Source organism: Actinosynnema sp. NPDC053489 (assembly GCF_044544865.1).
GTDB lineage: Bacteria > Actinomycetota > Actinomycetes > Mycobacteriales > Pseudonocardiaceae > Actinosynnema.
In genome coordinates, this window is record NZ_JBITXT010000011.1 from 193,096 (window position 1) to 212,453 (window position 19,358).

Genomic DNA, 19,358 nt, shown 5'->3' on the forward strand with positions numbered 1-19,358 from the left:
ACGCTCGGAGCGCAACTCCGTGTTCGTCGCGTTGCGGCGTGGAGGCCGAGGTCGGCTTCGGCCTCCACGCCGGCACCTCTCCCGCTCAGGGTCGGCGCAGCCCGCTCAGCACCACGTCGAGGCCCTGGCGGAACTCGACGTCCGGCGGGATCGCCCGCGCGGTGGCGGCGGTCTCGGCCAGCAGCGGGTACTGCTCACCCATCGTGGCCATCGCGTCGGTGCCCACCCCCGACAGCGGCCCGCGGTGCTCCAGCCCGATCGCGCCGATCAGGTAGCTCAGCAGCGCCCGCATCGCCACGACCCGCTGCTCGCCGGTGAACCCGGCCGCCGTCAGCACCGCCAGCACGGACTCCGACCAGCGCAGCAGACCGGGGCTGCGGTGCCGGTGCGCCATCGTCAGCGGCACGGCTTCGGGATGCGCGGAGACCGCCGCGCGGACCCGTTCGACCAGAACCGCGACCTGCTTGTCCCACAACGCCCTCGGCGGCACGGTGTCCACACCGGACAGCAGGTGCTCTACCACCAGCGCCTCCAGCCCGTCGCGGTCGGCGACGTACCGGTAGAGCGACATCGTGCCCATGCCCAGCTCGGCGGCGACGGCGCGCATCGACAGCGCGGCCAACCCCTCGCGGTCCAGCACGGCGAGCGTGGCGGAGGCGAGCGCGGACGGGGTGAGCGACTTCGGGCGTGGCATGTCCTTGACAGCGTACAAGTTACGCGCATAACTTGCGTAGGCGTACAGCGCACGCTTACCGCACCTCCCGGGGACCGATGAAGATCAGCGCACGTGACCGGGTCACCGTGCTCGGCGGCACCGTCCGGGTGCCCGACCCGCACCGCCTGGTCCACCTGCAGTTCCGCCGCTTCGCCGGCTGCCCGGTGTGCAACCTGCACCTGCGGTCGATCGTCCGGCGGCACGACGAGATCACCGCCCACGGCATCACCGAGGTGGTCGTGTTCCACTCCTCGGCCGCCGACCTGCGCCCGCACGTCGCCGACCTGCCGTTCGCGGTGGTGGGCGACCCGGCGAAGCGGCTCTACGCGGAGTTCGGGGTCGAGTCGGCACCGCGCTCGCTGCTCGACCCGCGCGCGTGGGGCGCGATCGCCCGCGGCCTCGCGCGCGACCTCGCCCCGGTGCTGCGCGGCCACCGCCCGCCGCCCCGGCCCGAGGGCGGTCGGCTCGGCCTGCCCGCCGACTTCCTCATCGCGCCGGACGGCGAGGTGGTCGCGCAGAAGCGTGGACAACACGCCTACGACCAGTGGTCGGTGACCGAACTGCTCGATCACGCACGGGCGTTGACCAGCGAGGACTGAGTTGTCCACAGGGTTGTCCCCAGTTGTGGACTGGTCGAACACGCGTTCGACCGGTCCTGCGGGGCGCGGTGCCTAGTCGATGAGCAGCGGCAGCGAGCGCACGCCGGTGAGGTTGACCGAGTCGAAGAAGGCCGGCGGTCGGGCGGGGTCGGTGCGCAGCCGCGGGAAGCGGTCCAGCAGGACGTCCAGCGCGAGGCGGCCCTCCAGCCGGGCCAGCGGCGCGCCGAGGCAGAAGTGCACGCCGCGCCCGAAGCCCAGGTGCGGGTTGGGGTCGCGGGTGACGTCGAAGGCGTCCGGGTCGGCGAACACGCGCGGGTCGCGGTTGGCCGCGCCGACCCACAGCATCAGCAGCTGGTCGGCGGGGACCTCCACGCCGCCGAGGGTCTGGGGCGCGGTGGTGGTGCGCGCGACGGCCGCGAACGGGGTGAGGAACCGCAGCGACTCCTCGATCGCGGACGGCAGGAGCCCCCGGTGCTCGCGGACCTGGGCGAACCGGTCCGGGTGCGCGTCGAGGGCCAGCAGGGTGTTGCCGAGCAGCATGGTGGTCGTGATGTGGCCCGCCACCAAGAGGATGGTCGCGAAGTTGACCACCTGGGCGTCGGTCAGCCGCGCACCGTCCACTTCGGCCCGCACGAGGTCGTTCAACAGCCCCGGTCGGGGGCGGCGGCGGCACTGGGCGGCGTGCTCGCCGAGGTAGTCCAGGATCGGCCGCATCGCCTCGACGCCGCCGCGCAGCGCCTCCTCCTGGGTGGCCCGGTCGTCCTTGAGCGACAACCGGCCCTGGCCCTCGAACAGCCCGTCCACCCAGTCCCGGAACAGGTGCCGGTCGTCGGCGGGCACGCCGAGCAGTTCCGCGATCACGATCACCGGTAACGGGTAGGCCAGGTCCCGCACCAGCTCGAAGTCGTCGCCGGTGGCCTCGTCGAGCAGGTCGCCGGTCAGCTCGGTGATGCGCGGTTCGAGGTCGGCCACGACCTTCGGCGTGAACGCGCGGCTGACCAGGCGGCGCAGCTCGTGGTGCTCCGGCGGGTCGAGCTGGAGGATGTTGCCCTCGGTCGTCCCGCCCTCGACGGCCGGGAACAGCCGCGAGGTGTCGGACGAGAACCGGCTCCAGTCAGCCAGGACCTCGACCGACTCCGGGTGGCCGTAGACGTTCCAGAAGCCCAGCTCCTCGTCGTGGACGACGGTGTGCTCGGGCCGTTCGCCGCGCAGCCAGAAGTGCTGCGGGTCGGTGTCCCACATGGTTTCCCCCATCGTTGGTTGGTCAGGCGCGGTGATCAGGCGCGGTGATTCAGGCGCGGTGGACGAGGACGTTGCCCAGCGACGTGCGGGCGCGGACCTCGACGCGCTCGTCGGTCTCGGCGGGCGCGTCGGCGGCGGACAGCTCGTTGCGGACGCGACCGGCGACGGAGCGGACGTCCAGCCAGGCGGCCGTGCCCTCGCGGATGCCGATCTCCAGCTCGCCCGCCCTGGTGTGCAGGACGACCGAGCCGCGCACGACCTCCGCGACGCGGATGTCGCCCATGGACGTCTTGGCGGTCAGGTCGCCGGCGGCGTGCCCGACGAGGATGTCGCCGTTGGCGCCGCTGACCCGCACGTCGCCGGTGACCTCGCCGATCCTGGTGGCGCCGTTCGAGTTCTTCACCGTGCCGGAGCCGTCGAGCGTGCCGACGCGCAGCTCGCCCGAGCCCGTCGACAGCTCGGCGCGGCCGCTGACGCGCTCGACCACCACGTCACCGGTGGACGTGCCCGCCTTCAGTGCGGCCGTGGCGTGCAGCCGGATGTGGCCGGCGGAGGTGGTGAAGCGGCACTCGCCCAGGGCGCCCTCGGCGTCGAAGTCGGCGAGCGCGCCCTGCGCGACGACGTCCGAGCCGGTGGGCAGGTGGACGACCACGTCGACCGAGCCGGGTCGGCCGAAGACGCCGCGGTGGCGGGGCGTGCGGACGGTGAGGCGGCCACCGGCGAAGTCGACCGCGGTGCCCTCGGCGGCCTTGACGTCGACCGGGTTGCCGGGGTCTCCGGGCCTGACCTCGACCACGGTGTCGGTGCGGTCGGCGGCGGTGATCAGGGCCGCGCCGCTGACCACGTCGAGGGCGAGGGCGATGGGCGTGGGTGTGGCGAAAGAAGGCATGGCTGTCCCCTCGGAACGGGTTTGGTGGGGGTTCGGGCTGCTAGCGGACCCAGCCCGTGTAGCGCTGGGCGGACGCGCTGCGGCCGGTGGGGCGGGTGGCGGTGCCGTGCCCGAGGGCGGCGGCGGCCGCGCGCACCAGCCAGGCGTTGACGGAGACGCCCTCCCGGTTCGCGGCTTCCTCGACCCGGAGCTTGAGGGCCTCGGGCAGCCGGAGGTTGATGCGCGCGACCGCGCCCTCCTCCGGGACCACCGGTGGCGGCTCGGTGGCACCACCGTGGCTCACGGTGGCATCATCGGGCAGCGTGACCACGAACTCCGGGTCGCGCCCGCGCAGCCGCACGTCGACCGAACCCGGCGCCAGCTCCCGGGTGATCTCGTCCATAGCGGTGGAAAGGGCTTCCAGCAGCGTGAGCCGGGTGGCCGACTCCAGCGGCGCGGCGAGCCGCTCCGCCAGGGCGCGTGCCTCCTCGCCACCCGCCCCGGCGGCCGTCGCGAGTTCCCGGCGGAGGTTGTCGACGTAGGGCGTCAGGTCCATGGCACCACTATGGCACCACAGTGACGCCACTCGCAAGCGTTCGTGGTGTCACGGGGTGGCGCGGGTCGACCGGCCGCCGTTCATACACGTTCGAGTGAAACGGCGCCGTGGTGGGACCGGTGGCCCCATTCCGGTGCCCACCGCTCGGTTGATCATTTTTAGCGGTGTTCTCCCAGAGGTGGAATAATGCAGCTCAGGCGGCCTGGGGACGGAAATGGTCAAACCAGAGGCAAACCCCCTCTGAGCTGCGTATACTCAGTTGTCGCGGGTGCGCCCCGTAATTTTGCGGACTTCCGCCACGTCCGTGACTCGAATGGACTAGCCGGACCATCATCCGCGATGTGTAGTGAACGGACGTACGACTTCACATCGTTTCGAGAATGTCTTGCCAAGGCGTCGGCCCTCGTGCCAGGGTTCCGCCCATGGATTACCGCCCCCTGCCCGACGGGCAGTGGTCGCCGGTGCCCGAGCTGCCCGGCATCCCCGAAGCACTCCGGCGCGAAGGCGCCTACCTGCCACCACCGCTGCCCTCCGACCTGACGCTGCCCGTGACGACCTACCGCCGCTGCGCGGAGGCCGAGCACGCCCTCGGCCGGCTGGACGAGGCCGCCGACCGGCTGGGCGTGCGACCCGCCCTGGTGCGCTCGACCCAGGTCCGCGACGCCAACAGCTCCGCGGGTCTGTCCGGTGTGGCCGTCGGGCTGCGCGAGACGTTCGCCGCGGACCTGCTGGCCGCGCAAGGAGGTCCGCCGCCCACCGACAGCGCCGCGCCCACCCAGCTCGTCGCGCCGTTCCTCAAGGCGTACGCGCACGGCCTGGCGCGCGTCCGGGCCGGCGCCACCGTCGACGCCGAGCTGGTCGGCGAGGTCGCGGCGATCATGACCGGCGGCGAGCCCGGTCGGCGCCTGACCGACGTGCTGCGCGACGCGCCCGGCCGGCTGGGCATCGACGACGAGCGCGCGTACCTGCTGACCGCGACCGGCGCGCACCTCGTCGCGCTGCTGGAGCAGTGGTCGACGTGGGTGCGCGAGGAGGCCGAGCAGCCGAGGATCGCCAAGATCGCGCTCGCGCACTACCAGCTCGAGGTGCTGCAACCGTTCCCGACGGCGAACGGGCACGTCGCGCGCACGTTCTCGACGCTGGAGATGGTGCGGTCCGGCCTCGTGCGCGACCAGGTGCTGCCGCTGTCGGTGTGGCTGGACACGGCCCTGGTCGAGTACCAGCGCCAGATCCGCGCCGTGGTCGACACCGGACGGGTGGACCGCTGGGTCGACTTCTTCGCGATCGCCGTGCGGGAGCAGGCCCTGGCCCAGCTGCGGCTGATCGAGCACCTGGCGGACCTGGCCGCCGAGTACGCCGTGCGGTTGCCGCGCAAGGGGAAGCTGCCGCTGGTGGCGGCGGAGCTGATCGGTTTCCCCGTGGTGGACAACAGGTCGCTGCGCACGCGCTACGGCATCACCGCGAAGGCCGCCACCGACCTCACCTCGCGCCTGGTGGAGCTGGACGTCCTGGTGCCGTGGGAATTCCTGGGCTACCGCAGGGTCTTCCTGTGCCGCGACGTGCTGCGCCTGCTGACCGACCACCCCGACACCACCGCCTGACCTCCCGGGAGGACCGACGACGACCACCCCGCTCCCACCGCCGCTCAGGGGTCCAGGTGGCGGTCCGCCCCGTGCTCGGCCGGCTGATCCGGGTCGGTGTCGCCCCGCCGCACCGGTTCCGGGGTCGACTCCAGCTCCGCGACCAGGTCGCGCACCCGTTGGGCGGCGTCGTCGTCCGTGCCGAGGAACAGCCCGAGCGCGCGGTTGAAGCGCCGGTGGGCCGTGGCGCGGTCGTCGGACAGCCACAACGCCCGGCCGAGCAGCGTGAGGGTGCGCGCGCGTTCGGCGGGGTCCGCGGCGAGGTCCTCGAACAGCCGGTCCGCGCGGGACAGGTACTTGATCGCCGAGTCGAACCGGCCGACCTCGACCATCAGCGCGCCGAGGTGCGCGAGCGCCCGTGCCGCGCCCGGCCGGTCGTCGTGCAGCAGGTACAGCTCCAGCACCTCGTCGGCGCACCCGACGACCTTGTGCATGCGGCCCTGGGCGCGGTAGGTGGCGGCCAGGTCGTGCAGCGCGGCGGCCGTCGCGTCCGGGTCGTCGTCGCGCAGGCGGTGCACGGCCAGCTCGCGCATGCCGGCGACGGCCGCGAGCCGCAGCGCGCCCCTCGCGCGCAGGTGCTCGGCGGCGCGGCGGAAGCCCGTGGCCAGCAGGAGGGACGTGGGCAGCGCGGCGGCGAGGTCGGTGCCGACGTCCAGCAGTTGCCGCGCCCACCCCTCGTCGGTCTCGGGCGGCACCGCCGGCCAGACGTCGGCGAACAGGGCGACCGCCGTCTCGGGTTCGGCCACCGCGTCGCGCAACGCCGCCAGCACCTCGTCCCGGTGCGCGTCGAACCAGTCGTGGCCGGTGGTCCGCAGCTCCTGGCGCAACCGCGCGACCGCGTGCCGTGGCTCGTCGCTCACCTCGTGCCATCCTTCCGCGTCCCCGGGTCGGTGGACCGACCTCCAGGTGGTGGACCACTGGTCTCATCGCTGTGCGACGTCACTTGATCACGAGTGTCAACCAAACGGGTGAGTCGGGACACCGCTGAAGTGGCGGACTCTCGGCGGAACGGGTCACACGTGCGCGGGACGGCGACACCACGGTCCGTCATCACCGCTGGGTGGGGACGATCTCGAAGAGGTCGTCGAACTGCATCGGCGCGAGCGCGGTGAGGGCGCCGCCGATGAACGCGGGGCCGGGCTGGAGGTCACCGCTCAGGACGCGTGCGACGGTGGAGCGGTTGACGTCCATCGCCTTGGCGAGCGCGTAGTCCGACCGGTAGCCGGCGAGGCGCGCGGCTCTGGTGAAGACATCGGTGCGGAGCTTGATCGTGTTCGGCATGGCCTGCCTTGTGTCGTGCGCACCAAACGCGTGTGCTGTGCGCGCAACGGTAGGCAGTTGGTTTTGTGTGCGCAACTGATGTTGTGCTGGGGCAACGTGCAGGTCAGGTCGTGCCTGGGGGGAGCGCCCAACGAACGTTGCGTGCGCGCACGTACGATGTGGTCGTGACCAAAGCCGAGAGTGCGGACTCGTCCTGGTCGGACTTCGTCCAGAGGCACATGGACGACCGCGGGATGAGCACGAGTGACCTGACGGAGAAGACGGGCTTCGACCGGAGCCGCCTGACCGCGTGGCGCAAGGGCGAGCGCCCGACCCTCGACACCGCGAGGGTGGTGGCCAAGGCGTTCGACATGAGCCCGCTGGAGGTCATGGTGGCCGCCAAGCTGCTGACGGCGGAGGAGGCGGGCCTGCGCGGCGTCTCCACCCCGGACCCGGGAGCCCTGACGGATCACCAACTGCTGGCCGAACTGGGCCGGAGGCTGAAGCGCACGGCCGAGTCCTGACCCACGCTCCGGACCGGCCCGTCCACTCGGGCCGGTCCCCGTTCCTCCCGGGCCGACTGCGTGGTTCCGCTCGACTTCGAGGGCGAGCAGATCGAGATCGGCGACCGGAGGCTCGACTACCTGTTGCTCACCCGAAGCTCGGTGGACCTCGGCGCGCCGCGAAACGAGTGGCAACCAACCCCGTCCGCCATCCGAGGCCATTCCGTGACGGAGCGGGTGCCAGGTGAGGGAAAGGGACAGGCCCCGAGCGCGTTGCCGCAGCTCAGGGCCTGACTCACCCGGCGAAAGGTGAGTGCCCCCGGCAGGATTCGAACCTGCGACACACGGTTTAGGAAGGCCCGTGGCGCACACGCCGTACCCCGTGACCTGCACCTGAGCATCGCTCCAGCCTGCGCTGTCGTCACCTCGTTTCGCAGTGGCTTCGTGCTTCGCACCGGGGTTCGTCCTGGTGCTCGAAGCCGACCCACCTCATCGTCAGCAAGACGGCGAAGCCGTCGCGGCAGCCGATCACCGCGCTCAGCCCGCGCTAGCCGGGTAACCGCGCGATCGTCCCGACCGGCACGCCTCCGAAGTCCTGGGCCTCCAGCTCGCCGTCACACTGCGCGCCGCCTCCGGTCCACGTGCACCGACTCCGCGCACGGCCACCGGGCGGAGCGAAGCGGGAGCCCGGCGTGCCGTGATGCGGAGAGTCGGTGCCACGTGAGGACCGCCCGGCCGTGCGCGGCCGCAGGCGGCGCGCCTTGATCCCGTAGAGCCAGATTCGGCAACCTAACGAGGTGTATCAATCGAATCAAGATGAACGAGAGGTGAGCGCCGAAGATAGTCGCGAAGCTGAGTGCCGGCCAGTTTTTGCTTAGTGCCCGCCTTTCCTGTAAGTCGACGAACCCATTTTCCTGTCTCGAGGTCCAGGACTTCCAGGCTGCGCTTGAGACGAACATCTGCGTACTCGCTAAGGTCCAACATGTAGGCCTCATATTTCTTGCCAGCCTTGTGTTGGTCTGAAAGTCCTGCCTGGATCAAGTGGGTGAACCGAAGGTCGACTAGCTGTGCAAGTATCTCGTAGCCCGGCCTGTCTTGCTCCGCCATGTCGACTCGGAAGTACGCGTAGCCCTGGGCCTTGACTTGGCTGGAAAGTTTCTCCAGGGCAGAAAGGAGAGTGCTAGACGTTTCCGAAGAAACATCTTGTTCCAAGTCGCGCTTTTTACTGCGCGATGATTCGTTGGAAGCTTTCGCAACGTCTTCTCTGCCGATCTCCCGTGCCTGTGGCCGAGATTGCCTAGCGAATACGATAGACGAAGCGAATAGGTTCAAGTAGTCGCGCGGAACACCGCCAGAGGCAATGACCAAGCGCCCAAGAGCCTCTGGCTTCGCAATCGACGAAGGCTGTCGAATGCCCGCCGCTGTAACGTAATTCGATAGTACGGCCTCGAGAAAGGATTGAGCGGCGGCCGGATCTTCCAAAGTTACATCAAGGTCAATCTTCGATGCATCATGTGGAATTTCGAGACCAACCTTTGTGGATGGCTCGAAGGGTCGAGTCAGTCGCTCGATGCTAGCTACCTTGATCCAGGCGTCGCAGTCGCGCAGCATCCCAGCGATATGATCTAGCAGTTGCGGCTGTTCCGCAGAAGGCATCAGATAGAAGTCGTCAAGGAAGAGGTATAGCCGGGCAATTCCTTGGCGTAGTAGTCCGCGCAGGGCTTGGTTGATCGCAGGCAGTCGAACGGCGACGGCGCGGTTGTCTATACTGCGCTCTTTATACAGGGCTCGGATTTCTTCATGCTCTTGCTCGAGTCGCTTGATAGTAGGAGATTGTGACGTGCCGGACTGCTTTTGGAGGGCATCGAGGATAGAGTCAGCAATTACGGTAAATGCGCTCGCGGCATCGAGATGGCGCAGGGTGTGCGCGTTCATCCATACCGCTACATGGCCATCCCTTTCTGCGATTCTTTTCGCTTCTAGTAGAAGGGCGGTCTTTCCAACCCCGCGCCTTCCGTAGATCAAATGGTGCCGAGAGGCGGCGACAGCGGCCAGGCTGGCTCGAGGGTCCTCTACGTAGGAAAGACTAGGTAGCGCATCCGAGGTCCGTGACCGAGCTTCAAGGAGTTGAATCAATTGAGTTACGTTCGGTTGTGCTAGGCGGCCACCTTCGGTGGCCTTATCGGGAACCTCGACGTCAGTCTTCTGCGGGCGAAAAGTGACGGCGAAAGAGTATGACTCATCAGCTAGGGAGGTATTGAGCTGCTGCTCAATGTCTCCGGCAAGGCTTTGAGCGAACGCCAGAAACTCCTCCGGTACGAAAGCGATCAGCCAGCGCTCGCCTGGAAAAGAGCGCTCGTCGATTTTAACCACCGTTACCCCGGCGTCCGTGAGAATGCGCCTCATCGCTTCATGGTAATCAAATGTGGGCATCACACGTATCCGTTCGTGATGGCGAAGCTCTCGAAATCGTTGACAAACTGAGCTGCGGTGGCGGCAAGTGCGCGAGCGTCGGTCTCCCAGTCGGCAGCGCTAACCGGGTAGGGGTCGTAGTCCGCTTGATTGCGCAATAGTCGAGCCTCTGTTAGCGAGATCTCGTGCTTCGCTACGTTCGGCATCCCCTGTGGGAGGTGACGCGGCAGCTCATTGTGGCGTTCGTAGTCGTCCCCTTGTTCTACGGCAAACACCACTGCGCGAGCTGCATGGTACATCGCATAGTAATGACGGCTGATCGAAGACCGGAATTGCTGGTTGTTGAGCATGTGGTCCCCCACGCCGAGCTGTTCTCCTGCCAGCATGAGCCGATCCGATACGACCTGTTTCATCAACAACGGCAACGGGAAGGGGTGCCGACCGCTAGGGTTGGCAGCCGTGTAGCTCTGTACTCCGGCCTTCTTGAGGGTGGAGATGTGCAGCGCCACCTGATCGGCTGGTGTCAAGGCTGGCACGTGAAACCCCTTCGGTGGCGAGCGTAGCCGGTCAGCATAGCAGAAGATCAACCTCGGCCGGCACGCAAAGCGAGCATCGTTCATAATGGGCACCTCCGATCCTGCTTCCCCGATCCGAACTCACGTAAAGTATGGCTTTGTGCGTGGAGACAACGCGTGTTCAATGCGCAAACGGATCGACGGGTGGATGTTCATTCGATCCAGTTGCTCTGTGTGTGCCCAGTGCACCTCTCTCGATTCGGAGCTTGTACGGATGGTGCCTCCTGTCGCTACGGCTGCGAAAGCAGATTGAGAACTTTTGACGCACTTCTCCGTCGCTATAAGCGATAACATGTGCAGGATCAGAATATAGGCCGATTAGATCAGCGACTTCGACCTCAATTCCGGTTTCCTCCAAAACTTCACGAACTACACTTTGTGATAGTGTTTCACCAACTTCTTGCTGACCTCCTGGTATGGAGAACAAGTCGTTGTCTGTGCGACGAATCATAAGGATGCGACCTTTGTCATCCTGCACGAATGCGCTGACGGCCGGATGAAGGCTATTGGCCTTCGGGGCGTTCGGGTCGTGGAAGTAGTCCACGCGGGCCATGTGGGTGGCTCCCTAGAACGTTGCTGGCTTGGACAGGTTCCAGACGTGCTCGAAGCTCTCAGAGTAGGTCTCGAAGAGGTCGCCCGCAGAGAGTCGGCGTAGGTGCAGGGCTGGGGCGTGTGCGCCCTGGAAGCCGTAGACGTGTGTGTTCACGACCATCTCGTCATCGAACCGGAAGATCGAGTTGTAGAGCGTCGTCTTGTGGAAGCGCACCTCGATGCCCTCAACGCTCTGAAGTGGGCGGTAGAAGGCGAGAGCGTTCCGGATGCGTGAGCCGAGCGTGCTCTTGCCTAGCTGCTCCTCCTCGCTTCGACGCGCGACCTCCCGACTCGCCGGGGGGTCTGCTGCACAAGTAGGTGACAGTGGTAGTCACGCAGCCTGGCTGGCTGGCGTGGTCATGATTGTCTCGTATTCGATGGGGGTCAACCGGCCGAGCGCGGCTTGGCGTCTGCGACGGTGGTAGGTGCGCTCGATCCAGGTGACGATCGCGGTCCGGAGGGCGTCTCGGGCGGGCCAGGTGCGTCGGTCGAGAACGTTGTTCTGCAGCAACGCGAAGAAGCTCTCCATGGCTGCGTTGTCGCCCGCCGCGCCCACCCTGCCCATCGAGCCGGACAGGCCGTGACGAGCAAGTGCGCGGACGAATTTCCTGGATCGAAATTGCGAGCCGCGGTCGGTGTGGACCACGCAGCCGGCGACGTCACCACGGCGGGCAAGAGCGTTGGTGAGCGCGGTGACGGCGAGGCGGGACTTCATCCGGGAGTCGATGGAGTAGCCGACGATCCGGTTGGAATAGACGTCCTTGATCGCGCAGAGATACAGTTTCCCCTCCGTGGTGCGGTGTTCGGTGATGTCGGCCAGCCACAGCCGGTTCGGCGCCGTGGCGGTGAAGTCGCGGCGGACCAGGTCGTCGTGGACCGGCGGACCGGCCTTCGCGCCGTTGCGGCCGCGTTTCCTGCCGAACGCGCTCCACCAGCCCATGGACGAGCAGATCCGCCACGCGGTCCGGTCCGCCATCGACACACCGGCGTCGCGGGCCTCGTCGGCCAGGAACCGGTAGCCGAACTCCGGATCGTCGCGGTGGGCGTCGAACAACGCGTTCGCCCGATGAGCCCGCTCGAGCTCGGTGGCGGTGACCGGCCTGGCACGCCGGCGGTAGTACGGCTGTCGAACGATGTTCAAGACCCGGCACGCCACCGCGACGGGGATCCCGTCCGCGGCGAGCTCGTTCACGAGCGGGTAGAGCCTTTTCCCGGCAGGTTCGCCTGCGACAAGTACGCCGTCGCGCGGCGCAGGACCTCGTTCTCCCGCTCCAGCAGCCTGATCCGCTTACGCGCCTCGCGCAGCTCGGCCGAGTCGCTGCGGCTCACACCCGGCTTGGCGCCGTCGTCAACCTCGGCCTGGCGCAGCCCCTTGAACAAGGTCACCAGATGGACCCCGAAGTCCTTGGCGATCTGCTCGACGGTCACACCGGGCTCGCGGTCACGGGCGACCCGCACGACATCCTCGCGGAACTCCCGGGGGTAGGGCTTGGGCACAGCGACATCCTCCCAGCTCACCATCACGGCAAGCCAACTCAGATGTCACCAATCCGTGCAGCAGACCCGGGTGAGCCGTTCGACGTGGAGTCAGGGCTTCCGGTGTCGGAGCTGAAGCGGCGGAACTCGTTGTCCTTCCTGGAGTTCTCGCAGTCCTACATGGATATGAAGTGGCCGGACGCGGCGGCTACGACTCGGGGGGAGCACCGTGGAGGCGCTGGCTACGGCTGGTGCGGCGTTCGTCCGGGATGGAGTGGGACGGCCGGATGTGGCGGAGCTGCGGGGCGTGCTGACGCGCTACCTGCTGCCTCCGACCACGCGGGATGCTGAGGTGCCGCCGGCGGTTCAGGAAGCGGCTGACTGGCTTGTCCGCAACTCACGTCCGCTGGTGGACCTGACGGACGCGGTGGCGGTTCGTGGGGTGTTGGACGCGCTGGCGGCCAAGCTCGACGGCAAGGCGGCGGCTGCGACGGTCTACCAGCGGAAACGGGCGGTGCTGTTCAACCTCCTGGCCTACGCCGTGGAGCGGGAGTTGATCCCGGACAACCCGCTGACCAGGGTGAAGCGCAAGGTCGCGAAGGTGGTCGAGCAGGTTGACCCTCGGGTGGTGGCCAACCCGGTGCAGGTTGCCCGGCTGCTGACGGCGGTGACCTACGTCGGGCGGCGGAACCAGGAGCGGGGCGCGCACCTGGCGGCGTTCTTCGCGACCGGCTACTACGCGGCTGCTCGGCCCGCTGAGGGCCTGGCGCTCCGAGAGGATGACTGCACCCTGCCTCGGGAAGGCTGGGGCCTCCTGATGCTCGGCGAGTCGCGGCCGGCGGCGGGGAAGCGGTGGACGGACTCCCGAGAGGTTCACGACCGGCGTGGGCTGAAGCATCGAGGGGTGAAGGAGGTCCGGCCGGTGCCGATCCCGCCGGTTCTCGTCCGCATCCTGCGTGATCACCTCGACCGGTTCGGGACCGGGCCGGACGGGCGGCTGTTCCGCTCGCCGGGTGGCGGGGTGGTGTCCTCGTCCACCTACTACCGGGTGTGGGAGGAGGCTCGCCGGTACGCCCTGACGCCTGCTCAGGCGGCCTCTCCGCTGGCTGGACGGCCCTATGACCTGAGGCACGCCGCAGTGTCGCTCTGGCTGAACGGGGCGTCGCGGCCACCGAAGTAGCGGAGCGTGCCGGGCACTCGGTGGACGTGCTGCTCAGGGTCTACGCGAAGTGCATCGACGGGCAGCGGGAGACGATCAACAAGCTGATCGAAGACCTGTTCAGTAACGAGTAGCCAAGGTCTCACATCGGCCCCCTGGGAACCGCCCCAGGGGGCCGATCCCGTTTCGCAGTGGTTTCGCGAGCGGTGGCAGACGGGGGCAGATTCCAGCCGACGGCGACTGACGGAAAAGATCAGGCCCCGAGCGCGTTGTCGCAGCTCAGGGCCTGATTCACCCGGCGAAAGGTGAGTGCCCCCGGCAGGATTCGAACCTGCGACACACGGTTTAGGAAACCGATGCTCTATCCCCTGAGCTACGAGGGCGCGGGGGTCAGCCTACCCGGTCGGCCGGTGGGCCCACGGCGGCGGGGTTGTCACTCGGTGGGCCTAGGGCCGTGCACCTTCCGTCAGGGGTTCCGGCTCCCCGGGTCGGCTGTACGGGCGAAGTGGGCCACCCCGTCTTCTCCGTCCCGGCCCGGTGGGGTACAGAAGGGGCATATCCCCTCCCTACGCGAAAGCACCCGCATGAGCAGCCGACCCTGGCCTGACTTCCGTCCCGGCCCGCTGGGCTCCCTCGGCGCCTGGTGGCGGCGGCTCCGCGCCCGCCCCGACGCCGAGCAGTACACCTTCGTCCCGGCCTCGACCTCCCACGAGCTCCCGTTCGAGTCACCGCTGCCCAGCGCCGTCTACGGGCTCGACTTCCGGGCCAAGATGACGATCCACTGGCGCGTCGACCTGACGACCGGCATGCGGCACAACGCGCCGCGCAGCGCCGCCGTGAACGACATCATCCACCGCGCCAAGGCCCTCACCGAACGGGCCATGCTCGTCCACCACGCCCCGCTCCAGCACCAGCTCGGCGCGGAACTGGCGGCCGAGCGCCAGGTCGAGGGCACGCACGTCTGGGCGCGGGCCGACGCGATCGAGCTGACCGTCGAGGAGCACGACCTGGCGATGGCGCGCAAGCACATCGAGCTGCTCCAGACCACGACGATGCGGCAAGCCGAACGCGACGCCGAGCGGGCCGAGATCAAGTACCTCCGCGACGAGGTGCTGACCGACCTGTCCAGCGCCACGATCTGGTGGCTGATCCGCAACGGCTACGAGGTGGAGCAGGCGGTCAAGTTGAGCAGGCACCTGGCCGAGCTCGTCGGCATCGCCTCGCAGCGCCGCGACCAGCACTGGGCGGACACCCTGGTCACCTCGTTCGAGAGCGCCCTGCCGCGCCTGGACGACGGGCACCGCGCCGACGTCCGGCTCCACCTGGCCAAGGCGCTGGGCATCTACGGCGGCTCGACGGTGGCCGCGGAGTTCGCCGAGCAGGTCGGCCTGCCGCCCCAGCTCCCGCACAACCAGAACGGGGCCAAGCCGCTGCCCTGATTCCCTAACCTGGTGATCGTGACCCACAACCTGACCGAGGTGCGCGGCGCGGCCGTGGCCGGCGCGCTGCGCGTCCTCGCCCGGCTCACGCCGTTCGTCGAACCCGAGCTGATCGGCCTGCGCGACGTGGTGCGGCCCGGTGACGTGTGCGTCGACGTCGGCGCCGCGCTCGGCCTCTACACCGTCACCCTGTCCCGCCTGGTCGGTCCACACGGGACGGTGCACAGCATCGAGCCGCTGGTGTTCGCGCACCCCGCGCTGTCGTTCCTGCTGCGCCCGCGCGAGGGCCGCAACGTCGTGCGGCACTCGGTCGCCCTCGGGGTCAGCGAGGGCCGCGAGGTGATGAGCGTGCCGGTCCGCCACGGCACGCCGGTCACCGGTCGCTCGTTCCTCACCTCCGGCGCGGACGGCCTCGGGTCGAACGTCGAGTTCGCCGAGCACCTGGAGGTCCTGGTCCGCACGGACACGCTGGACCGGTTCTGCGCGGCCAACGCCGTCGACCGGCTGGACTTCGTCAAGGCCGACGTCGAGGGCGCGGAGCTGCGGGTGCTCCAGGGCGGCGAGGAGACGATCGAGCGGTTCCGGCCGAAGCTGCTGCTGGAGATCGAGGAACGGCACGTGCGGCGCTTCGGCTACCGCGCCCACGACGTGCGGGACTGGCTCGCCGAGCGCGGCTACCGGATGCACGCCTGGCGCGGCAACGCGTGGCGGTTGGTCGACCAGGTGGACGACGGCACCCGCAACTACCTCTTCACGGCCCGGTAACGCCTGGTCAGCCGCACGACCGGCCCCGGACAGCGGAAGACCCCGGTCCCTGGGGGTGGACCGGGGTCTTCCTGTGGGCCGGTCTACGTGCCGTAGACCTCAAGTTCGTAGACCGAGTATCCGTAACCGGTCGCCCGTTGGATACCCGTCATTCGTACGAATCGTGCCGCATCGGGTGGGAATGACGCAAGGTCCTGGCCGCCATCTCCCGCCGAAGTCGTGTACACCGTCTTCCACGTCAGACCGTCGACCGACAGCTCTATGCGATACGCCTTGGCATAAGCCGCTTCCCACGACACCACCACTCGGCCCACGGGGCGGGTCGAGCCCAGGTCGACCCGCAACCACTGCCCGTCCGACCAGTCGCTGGCCCACCGGGTGTCCGGCCTGCCGTCTACCGCGTTCCCGGGCGGTGAGCCGAACCAGCCGCGCTCGTGGCTGCTGGCGGTCGCGGTGGCGCCGGCGGCGAGGTTCGCCACGGCGGTGCCCCGGCGGGACGGGAACTGCACGACCTGCTGGTAGGTGGGCCGGTTCTGCCAGCCGATCTTGTCCTGCGTGATGCCGCCCATGGCGCGGTGGATGATCGTGTCGGCGCACCACTGGTCTCCGGCCGCGCAGGACGAGTCGCCGGGGTACACGGTGGTCGCGGGCGTCGCCGCCGCGGCGGCGAGGCTGTTCAGCACCACCTGGCGGCACGCGGTGACGTCGCCGTTGCCGCAGTAGCGGTTCTGCAGCGGACCGGCCACCTGGTCGCCGAGGACGGCGCGCAGGTCCTTGTCCACGTAGCTCCACCAGCCGTTCTGGAACGACGAGCCCTTGTGCGGCGCCGCGCCGTGGGTGTCCGACGGCGCTTCGTCCACCTGGAGCGCCCCGGTCAGCGCGGCGTAGAGCGGGTCGCCCAGACCGGGCTTGAACTGGGCTTCCACCAGGCGCGGCCACCACGCGTCGAGGACGCGGATCGCGTCGGCGTGCGCGTAGGTCCTGCTGCCGCGCGAGGTCTCCTTGCGCAGCGAGCCCGACCGCTGCCAGTCGCGCAACCTGGTGACGGTGGCGGCGAGCGCCGGATCGGTCACGGCCGCCGTGTCGATGACCCGCAGGAGGTCGGGGAGGACCTGCTCGGCGCGCAGGTCGGCCAGGCCCGCCTCGGCCATCGCCTGCGTCAGCGAGGCCCGGGTGACCTTGCCGCGGCCGATGAGCGCCCGCACGCGGTCGTCGAGCAGGTCGCCGCGGTGCACCGAGCCCATGCCGTAGCCGGACGCGGAGTAGTCGAGCGACTGCTTGTTGTTCCAGCTGATGTAGTAGTCCTGGTTGACCGAGTTCGGGTGTTGCGCGAACGGCGTGTACGTCGCCGTGTTGCGGTCGGGGTCCCAGCCCTCCCACTCGTAGGCGGTCTCCGCCTTCACCGGCAGGTGCGGGTCCACGGTGGCCTTGCGCACCGGGTTCGCGCCGGAGTTGAAGTACGCGGTGTCGCGCGAGTCCACGTAGAACCAGTTGAACGCGTACCCGACGCGCTCGGCGGCCCGCTGGAAGTCCGCGGCCGACCTGATCGCGTCGGGGTCGTTGAACTCCTGGAACCCGAGGATCGAGTCCACCTCGTGCCGGTAGGTCGAGCGCAACGACGTGTAGGCGACGAACTTGCCGTCGACCTTGGCCCGGCTCTGCACCAGGCCGTACTTCGTGCGGTGCACGACCAGGGCGTACGATCCGGCCGGGGTCGGGTCGGCGACGGTGGGCTTCCAGGAGTTCTTGCGCTCCAACCGCTCCATCGGCAGGCACTGGCCGCGGAAGCGGTAGCCGGTGGAGTTCGCGGTGGGCGCCGCGCCGGACGTCTCGCACAGCTCCACGGCGTAGGTGTCGGTGATGTCCTGACCCGCCGAGGTCGCGCTCCACGAGTAGTCGACGCCCCGGCCGAGCTGCACGTACATCGACACGCCGGCGAACGACACGCCGCGGGCGCGCAGGCCCGGGCCGTTCAGCTCCTGGAGCATGAGCAGCTGCGGTGCGAAGTAGCCGGTCTGCGGGCCCCACACGGCGATCGGGTTGCCGGTGTCGGTGTGCGCGCCGGACACCACGAGCGCGTTGGACATGCCGTGCTTCTTGGTGAGCAGGTCGCGCGGGAGCACGCCGTCGGCGAAGAGTCCCCGCAGGGGGCGGAGTTCGGCCGGTACGTCCACAGTGGACTGCGGGGCGGCGGTCTGGTCGTGGACGATCGGTTCCGGCGTCACCACACCGCCGTCGGGCAGCGCCACGCCCTGCGGCGAGGACGGCGTGGTGGCGTACGGGAAGCGCCGGCCGTCGTGCAGCGTGAGGACGGCTTCGGGGTCGTTCTGCTCGCGGAACGAGCGCCAGACCTGGTCGCCGACGGTCGCGCCGTACTTGTTCTGCGCGGCCAGCTTCACCAGCGCGTTCTGCACCTCGCCGCCGCCGCCGGCGCCGAACAGCCCGCCCACCACGGCGGCGATCGCGACCAGGTCGGTCGGCTGGAACGGCGCGATGTCGTTCCAGTTGGTGATCGCGTCGGCGTGCCCGGTCAGCACGTACTCGCCGGGGAACGTCCGGTTGTTCACCGAGGTGGTGAGGTAGGCGTTGATGCCGGCGATGTAGTCCTTCACGTCCTGCAACGCCTGCGCGCCGCGCGGGCCCTGCGTGGCGACCTGGTCGATCTGCGCCTGGAGGTCGGCCTCGGTGTAGGGGATCTGGTTGTAGAAGCTCTGCTCCAGCGCCCGGTTGCCCTCCGCGCCGCCGGCGAACCCGGACAGCTGCCCGCGGCCCAGGTGGCGGAACAGGTCCATCAGCCAGAGCCGGTCCTGCGCGGCGGCGTAGCCCGCGCCGAACTCCGTGCCGGAGCGGGTGGTGCCGTAGATGTGCGGCACGCCCAGGGCCTTGTCGCGCACGATGGTCACGTCCGAGCGCGGCCGGATCGTGCTCTCGACCTGGTCGGCCGGCACGCCGAACGAGGCGTCGTTGAAGAACGCGCCCAGCTGGTCGTTGGTCAGGCCGCCGTAGCCGGAGGCGAGCGAGTCGTAGCGGCCCAGCTGGTCGGCGGAGTGCGCGGGGCGGGTGCCGAACGCCTTGTGGGCCAGGATGTCGGTGAGCGTCGCGTTGCCGTTCTGCCCGGGTGGCAGGACGTCGCGGCACTGGCCGAGGCAGTAGTCGTCCGGGGCGAACGCCGTCGTCCGGACGGGGGCGGTCTCGGCGTGCGAGGCGGCGGGGGCGGTGACGGCCGCGGCGGCCAGGAGTGCGGCCACGGCCAGCGATCGGGCGGCTCTCCGCATGACGCGAAGCTCCTTCCAGGCAGGGATCGTGTGACGCACGTTACTGGCAGGGCGCAGATTCGCGAAAGGTCTTCGCGTTCGTGGGCGGGAGTGGGGTGCGGACGGAGGTGCGGACGCGGGTGCGAGTGCGCTGAATGGGTGTTGGTTGTTGACGTGATTGAAGGTGATTGAGCCAATGGTTCACATGATGCGACGTCGATCGCTGCTCACCGGACTGGCCGGCGCGGGGGTGCTCGTGGGCTTGGGCGCTCCTCCGGCACTCGGTTCCCCCGTCCTGCCGATC

The 19,358-nt window shown here is 69.0% G+C and carries 16 protein-coding genes, 1 tRNA gene and 2 pseudogenes; 6 read left to right on the plus strand and 13 right to left on the minus strand.

Going from position 1 to position 19,358, the window contains the following annotated elements:
- Positions 1 to 85: 85 nt before the first annotated feature.
- Complete coding sequence (locus ACIGNX_RS25035) at positions 86 to 694, minus strand: TetR/AcrR family transcriptional regulator (RefSeq protein ID WP_396543123.1); 609 nt, start codon at positions 692 to 694, stop codon at positions 86 to 88.
- Positions 695 to 771: 77 nt separating this feature from the next.
- On the opposite strand from ACIGNX_RS25035, the gene ACIGNX_RS25040 reads away from it, so the two are divergent.
- The gene (locus ACIGNX_RS25040; RefSeq protein WP_396543124.1) at positions 772 to 1,314 is read left to right on the plus strand and encodes a peroxiredoxin-like family protein; all 543 of its coding nucleotides are present in this window, start codon (positions 772 to 774) and stop codon (positions 1,312 to 1,314) included.
- Between the two features lie 72 nt (positions 1,315 to 1,386).
- Here ACIGNX_RS25040 and ACIGNX_RS25045 read toward each other — a convergent pair whose 3' ends face one another.
- Genes ACIGNX_RS25045 through ACIGNX_RS25055 form a run of 3 tightly spaced genes read right to left on the minus strand, consistent with a single transcriptional unit; the run spans position 1,387 to position 3,980 of the window.
- Entirely contained in the window at positions 1,387 to 2,568 is a 1,182-nt protein-coding gene (locus ACIGNX_RS25045; protein WP_396543125.1) for a cytochrome P450, read from the minus strand.
- Between the two features lie 37 nt (positions 2,569 to 2,605).
- Positions 2,606 to 3,445 carry a DUF4097 family beta strand repeat-containing protein gene (locus ACIGNX_RS25050; RefSeq protein ID WP_396543126.1) on the minus strand — a complete coding sequence of 280 codons (840 nt, stop codon included), beginning with the start codon at positions 3,443 to 3,445 and terminating at the stop codon, positions 2,606 to 2,608.
- A 40-nt stretch (positions 3,446 to 3,485) separates the two neighbouring features.
- Entirely contained in the window at positions 3,486 to 3,980 is a 495-nt protein-coding gene (locus ACIGNX_RS25055; protein WP_396543127.1) for a toxin-antitoxin system HicB family antitoxin, read from the minus strand.
- Between the two features lie 422 nt (positions 3,981 to 4,402).
- Here ACIGNX_RS25055 and ACIGNX_RS25060 point away from each other — a divergent pair, with 422 nt between their 5' ends.
- Positions 4,403 to 5,581, plus strand: a complete 1,179-nt coding sequence (locus tag ACIGNX_RS25060; RefSeq protein WP_396543128.1) for a Fic family protein — start codon at positions 4,403 to 4,405, stop codon at positions 5,579 to 5,581.
- Positions 5,582 to 5,625: 44 nt separating this feature from the next.
- Here ACIGNX_RS25060 and ACIGNX_RS25065 read toward each other — a convergent pair whose 3' ends face one another.
- Together ACIGNX_RS25065 and ACIGNX_RS25070 are read right to left on the minus strand one after the other, a co-directional pair.
- Positions 5,626 to 6,480, minus strand: a complete 855-nt coding sequence (locus ACIGNX_RS25065) for a tetratricopeptide repeat protein (RefSeq protein ID WP_396543129.1) — start codon at positions 6,478 to 6,480, stop codon at positions 5,626 to 5,628.
- Positions 6,481 to 6,670: 190 nt separating this feature from the next.
- Entirely contained in the window at positions 6,671 to 6,901 is a 231-nt protein-coding gene (locus ACIGNX_RS25070) for a transcriptional regulator (protein WP_396543130.1), read from the minus strand.
- Positions 6,902 to 7,065: 164 nt separating this feature from the next.
- Between ACIGNX_RS25070 and ACIGNX_RS25075 the strand changes: the two genes are divergently transcribed.
- A complete protein-coding gene (locus ACIGNX_RS25075; protein ID WP_396543131.1) occupies positions 7,066 to 7,404 on the plus strand; it encodes a helix-turn-helix domain-containing protein in 339 nt (112 codons plus the stop codon).
- 768 nt (positions 7,405 to 8,172) lie between these two features.
- Here ACIGNX_RS25075 and ACIGNX_RS25080 read toward each other — a convergent pair.
- The 5 genes and pseudogenes from ACIGNX_RS25080 to ACIGNX_RS25100 form a co-directional block, all read right to left on the minus strand.
- On the minus strand, positions 8,173 to 9,789 hold the full coding sequence (locus ACIGNX_RS25080) for an ATP-binding protein (protein ID WP_396543132.1): 1,617 nt from the start codon (positions 9,787 to 9,789) through the stop codon (positions 8,173 to 8,175).
- A gap of 26 nt (positions 9,790 to 9,815) precedes the next feature.
- Positions 9,816 to 10,331: a HEPN domain-containing protein gene (locus tag ACIGNX_RS25085; RefSeq protein WP_396543133.1), complete on the minus strand. Its 516-nt coding sequence runs from the start codon at positions 10,329 to 10,331 to the stop codon at positions 9,816 to 9,818.
- A gap of 120 nt (positions 10,332 to 10,451) precedes the next feature.
- Positions 10,452 to 10,923, minus strand: a pseudogene (locus tag ACIGNX_RS25090) (NUDIX hydrolase).
- 12 nt (positions 10,924 to 10,935) lie between these two features.
- Positions 10,936 to 11,244: pseudogene (locus tag ACIGNX_RS25095) on the minus strand (XRE family transcriptional regulator); the annotation flags it as partial.
- A 48-nt stretch (positions 11,245 to 11,292) separates the two neighbouring features.
- Positions 11,293 to 12,458 (minus strand): IS3 family transposase gene (locus ACIGNX_RS25100; RefSeq protein WP_396543134.1). Its coding sequence is split into 2 segments (ribosomal slippage): positions 11,293 to 12,171 and positions 12,174 to 12,458, totalling 1,164 coding nucleotides; the frame shifts between segments, so codons are not numbered across the junction.
- Positions 12,459 to 12,666: 208 nt separating this feature from the next.
- Between ACIGNX_RS25100 and ACIGNX_RS25105 the strand changes: the two genes are divergently transcribed.
- The gene (locus ACIGNX_RS25105; protein ID WP_396543135.1) at positions 12,667 to 13,617 is read left to right on the plus strand and encodes a tyrosine-type recombinase/integrase; all 951 of its coding nucleotides are present in this window, start codon (positions 12,667 to 12,669) and stop codon (positions 13,615 to 13,617) included.
- A 289-nt stretch (positions 13,618 to 13,906) separates the two neighbouring features.
- On the opposite strand, the gene ACIGNX_RS25110 is transcribed toward ACIGNX_RS25105, so the two are convergent.
- A tRNA-Arg gene (locus ACIGNX_RS25110) sits at positions 13,907 to 13,979 on the minus strand.
- A 201-nt stretch (positions 13,980 to 14,180) separates the two neighbouring features.
- Between ACIGNX_RS25110 and ACIGNX_RS25115 the strand changes: the two genes are divergently transcribed.
- Positions 14,181 to 15,035, plus strand: a complete 855-nt coding sequence (locus tag ACIGNX_RS25115) for a hypothetical protein (protein ID WP_396543136.1) — start codon at positions 14,181 to 14,183, stop codon at positions 15,033 to 15,035.
- 18 nt (positions 15,036 to 15,053) lie between these two features.
- Positions 15,054 to 15,800, plus strand: a complete 747-nt coding sequence (locus ACIGNX_RS25120; protein WP_396543137.1) for an FkbM family methyltransferase — start codon at positions 15,054 to 15,056, stop codon at positions 15,798 to 15,800.
- Positions 15,801 to 15,883: 83 nt separating this feature from the next.
- Here ACIGNX_RS25120 and ACIGNX_RS25125 read toward each other — a convergent pair whose 3' ends face one another.
- A complete protein-coding gene (locus ACIGNX_RS25125; RefSeq protein ID WP_396543138.1) occupies positions 15,884 to 19,075 on the minus strand; it encodes a penicillin acylase family protein in 3,192 nt (1,063 codons plus the stop codon).
- Between the last annotated feature and the right edge of the window lie 283 nt (positions 19,076 to 19,358).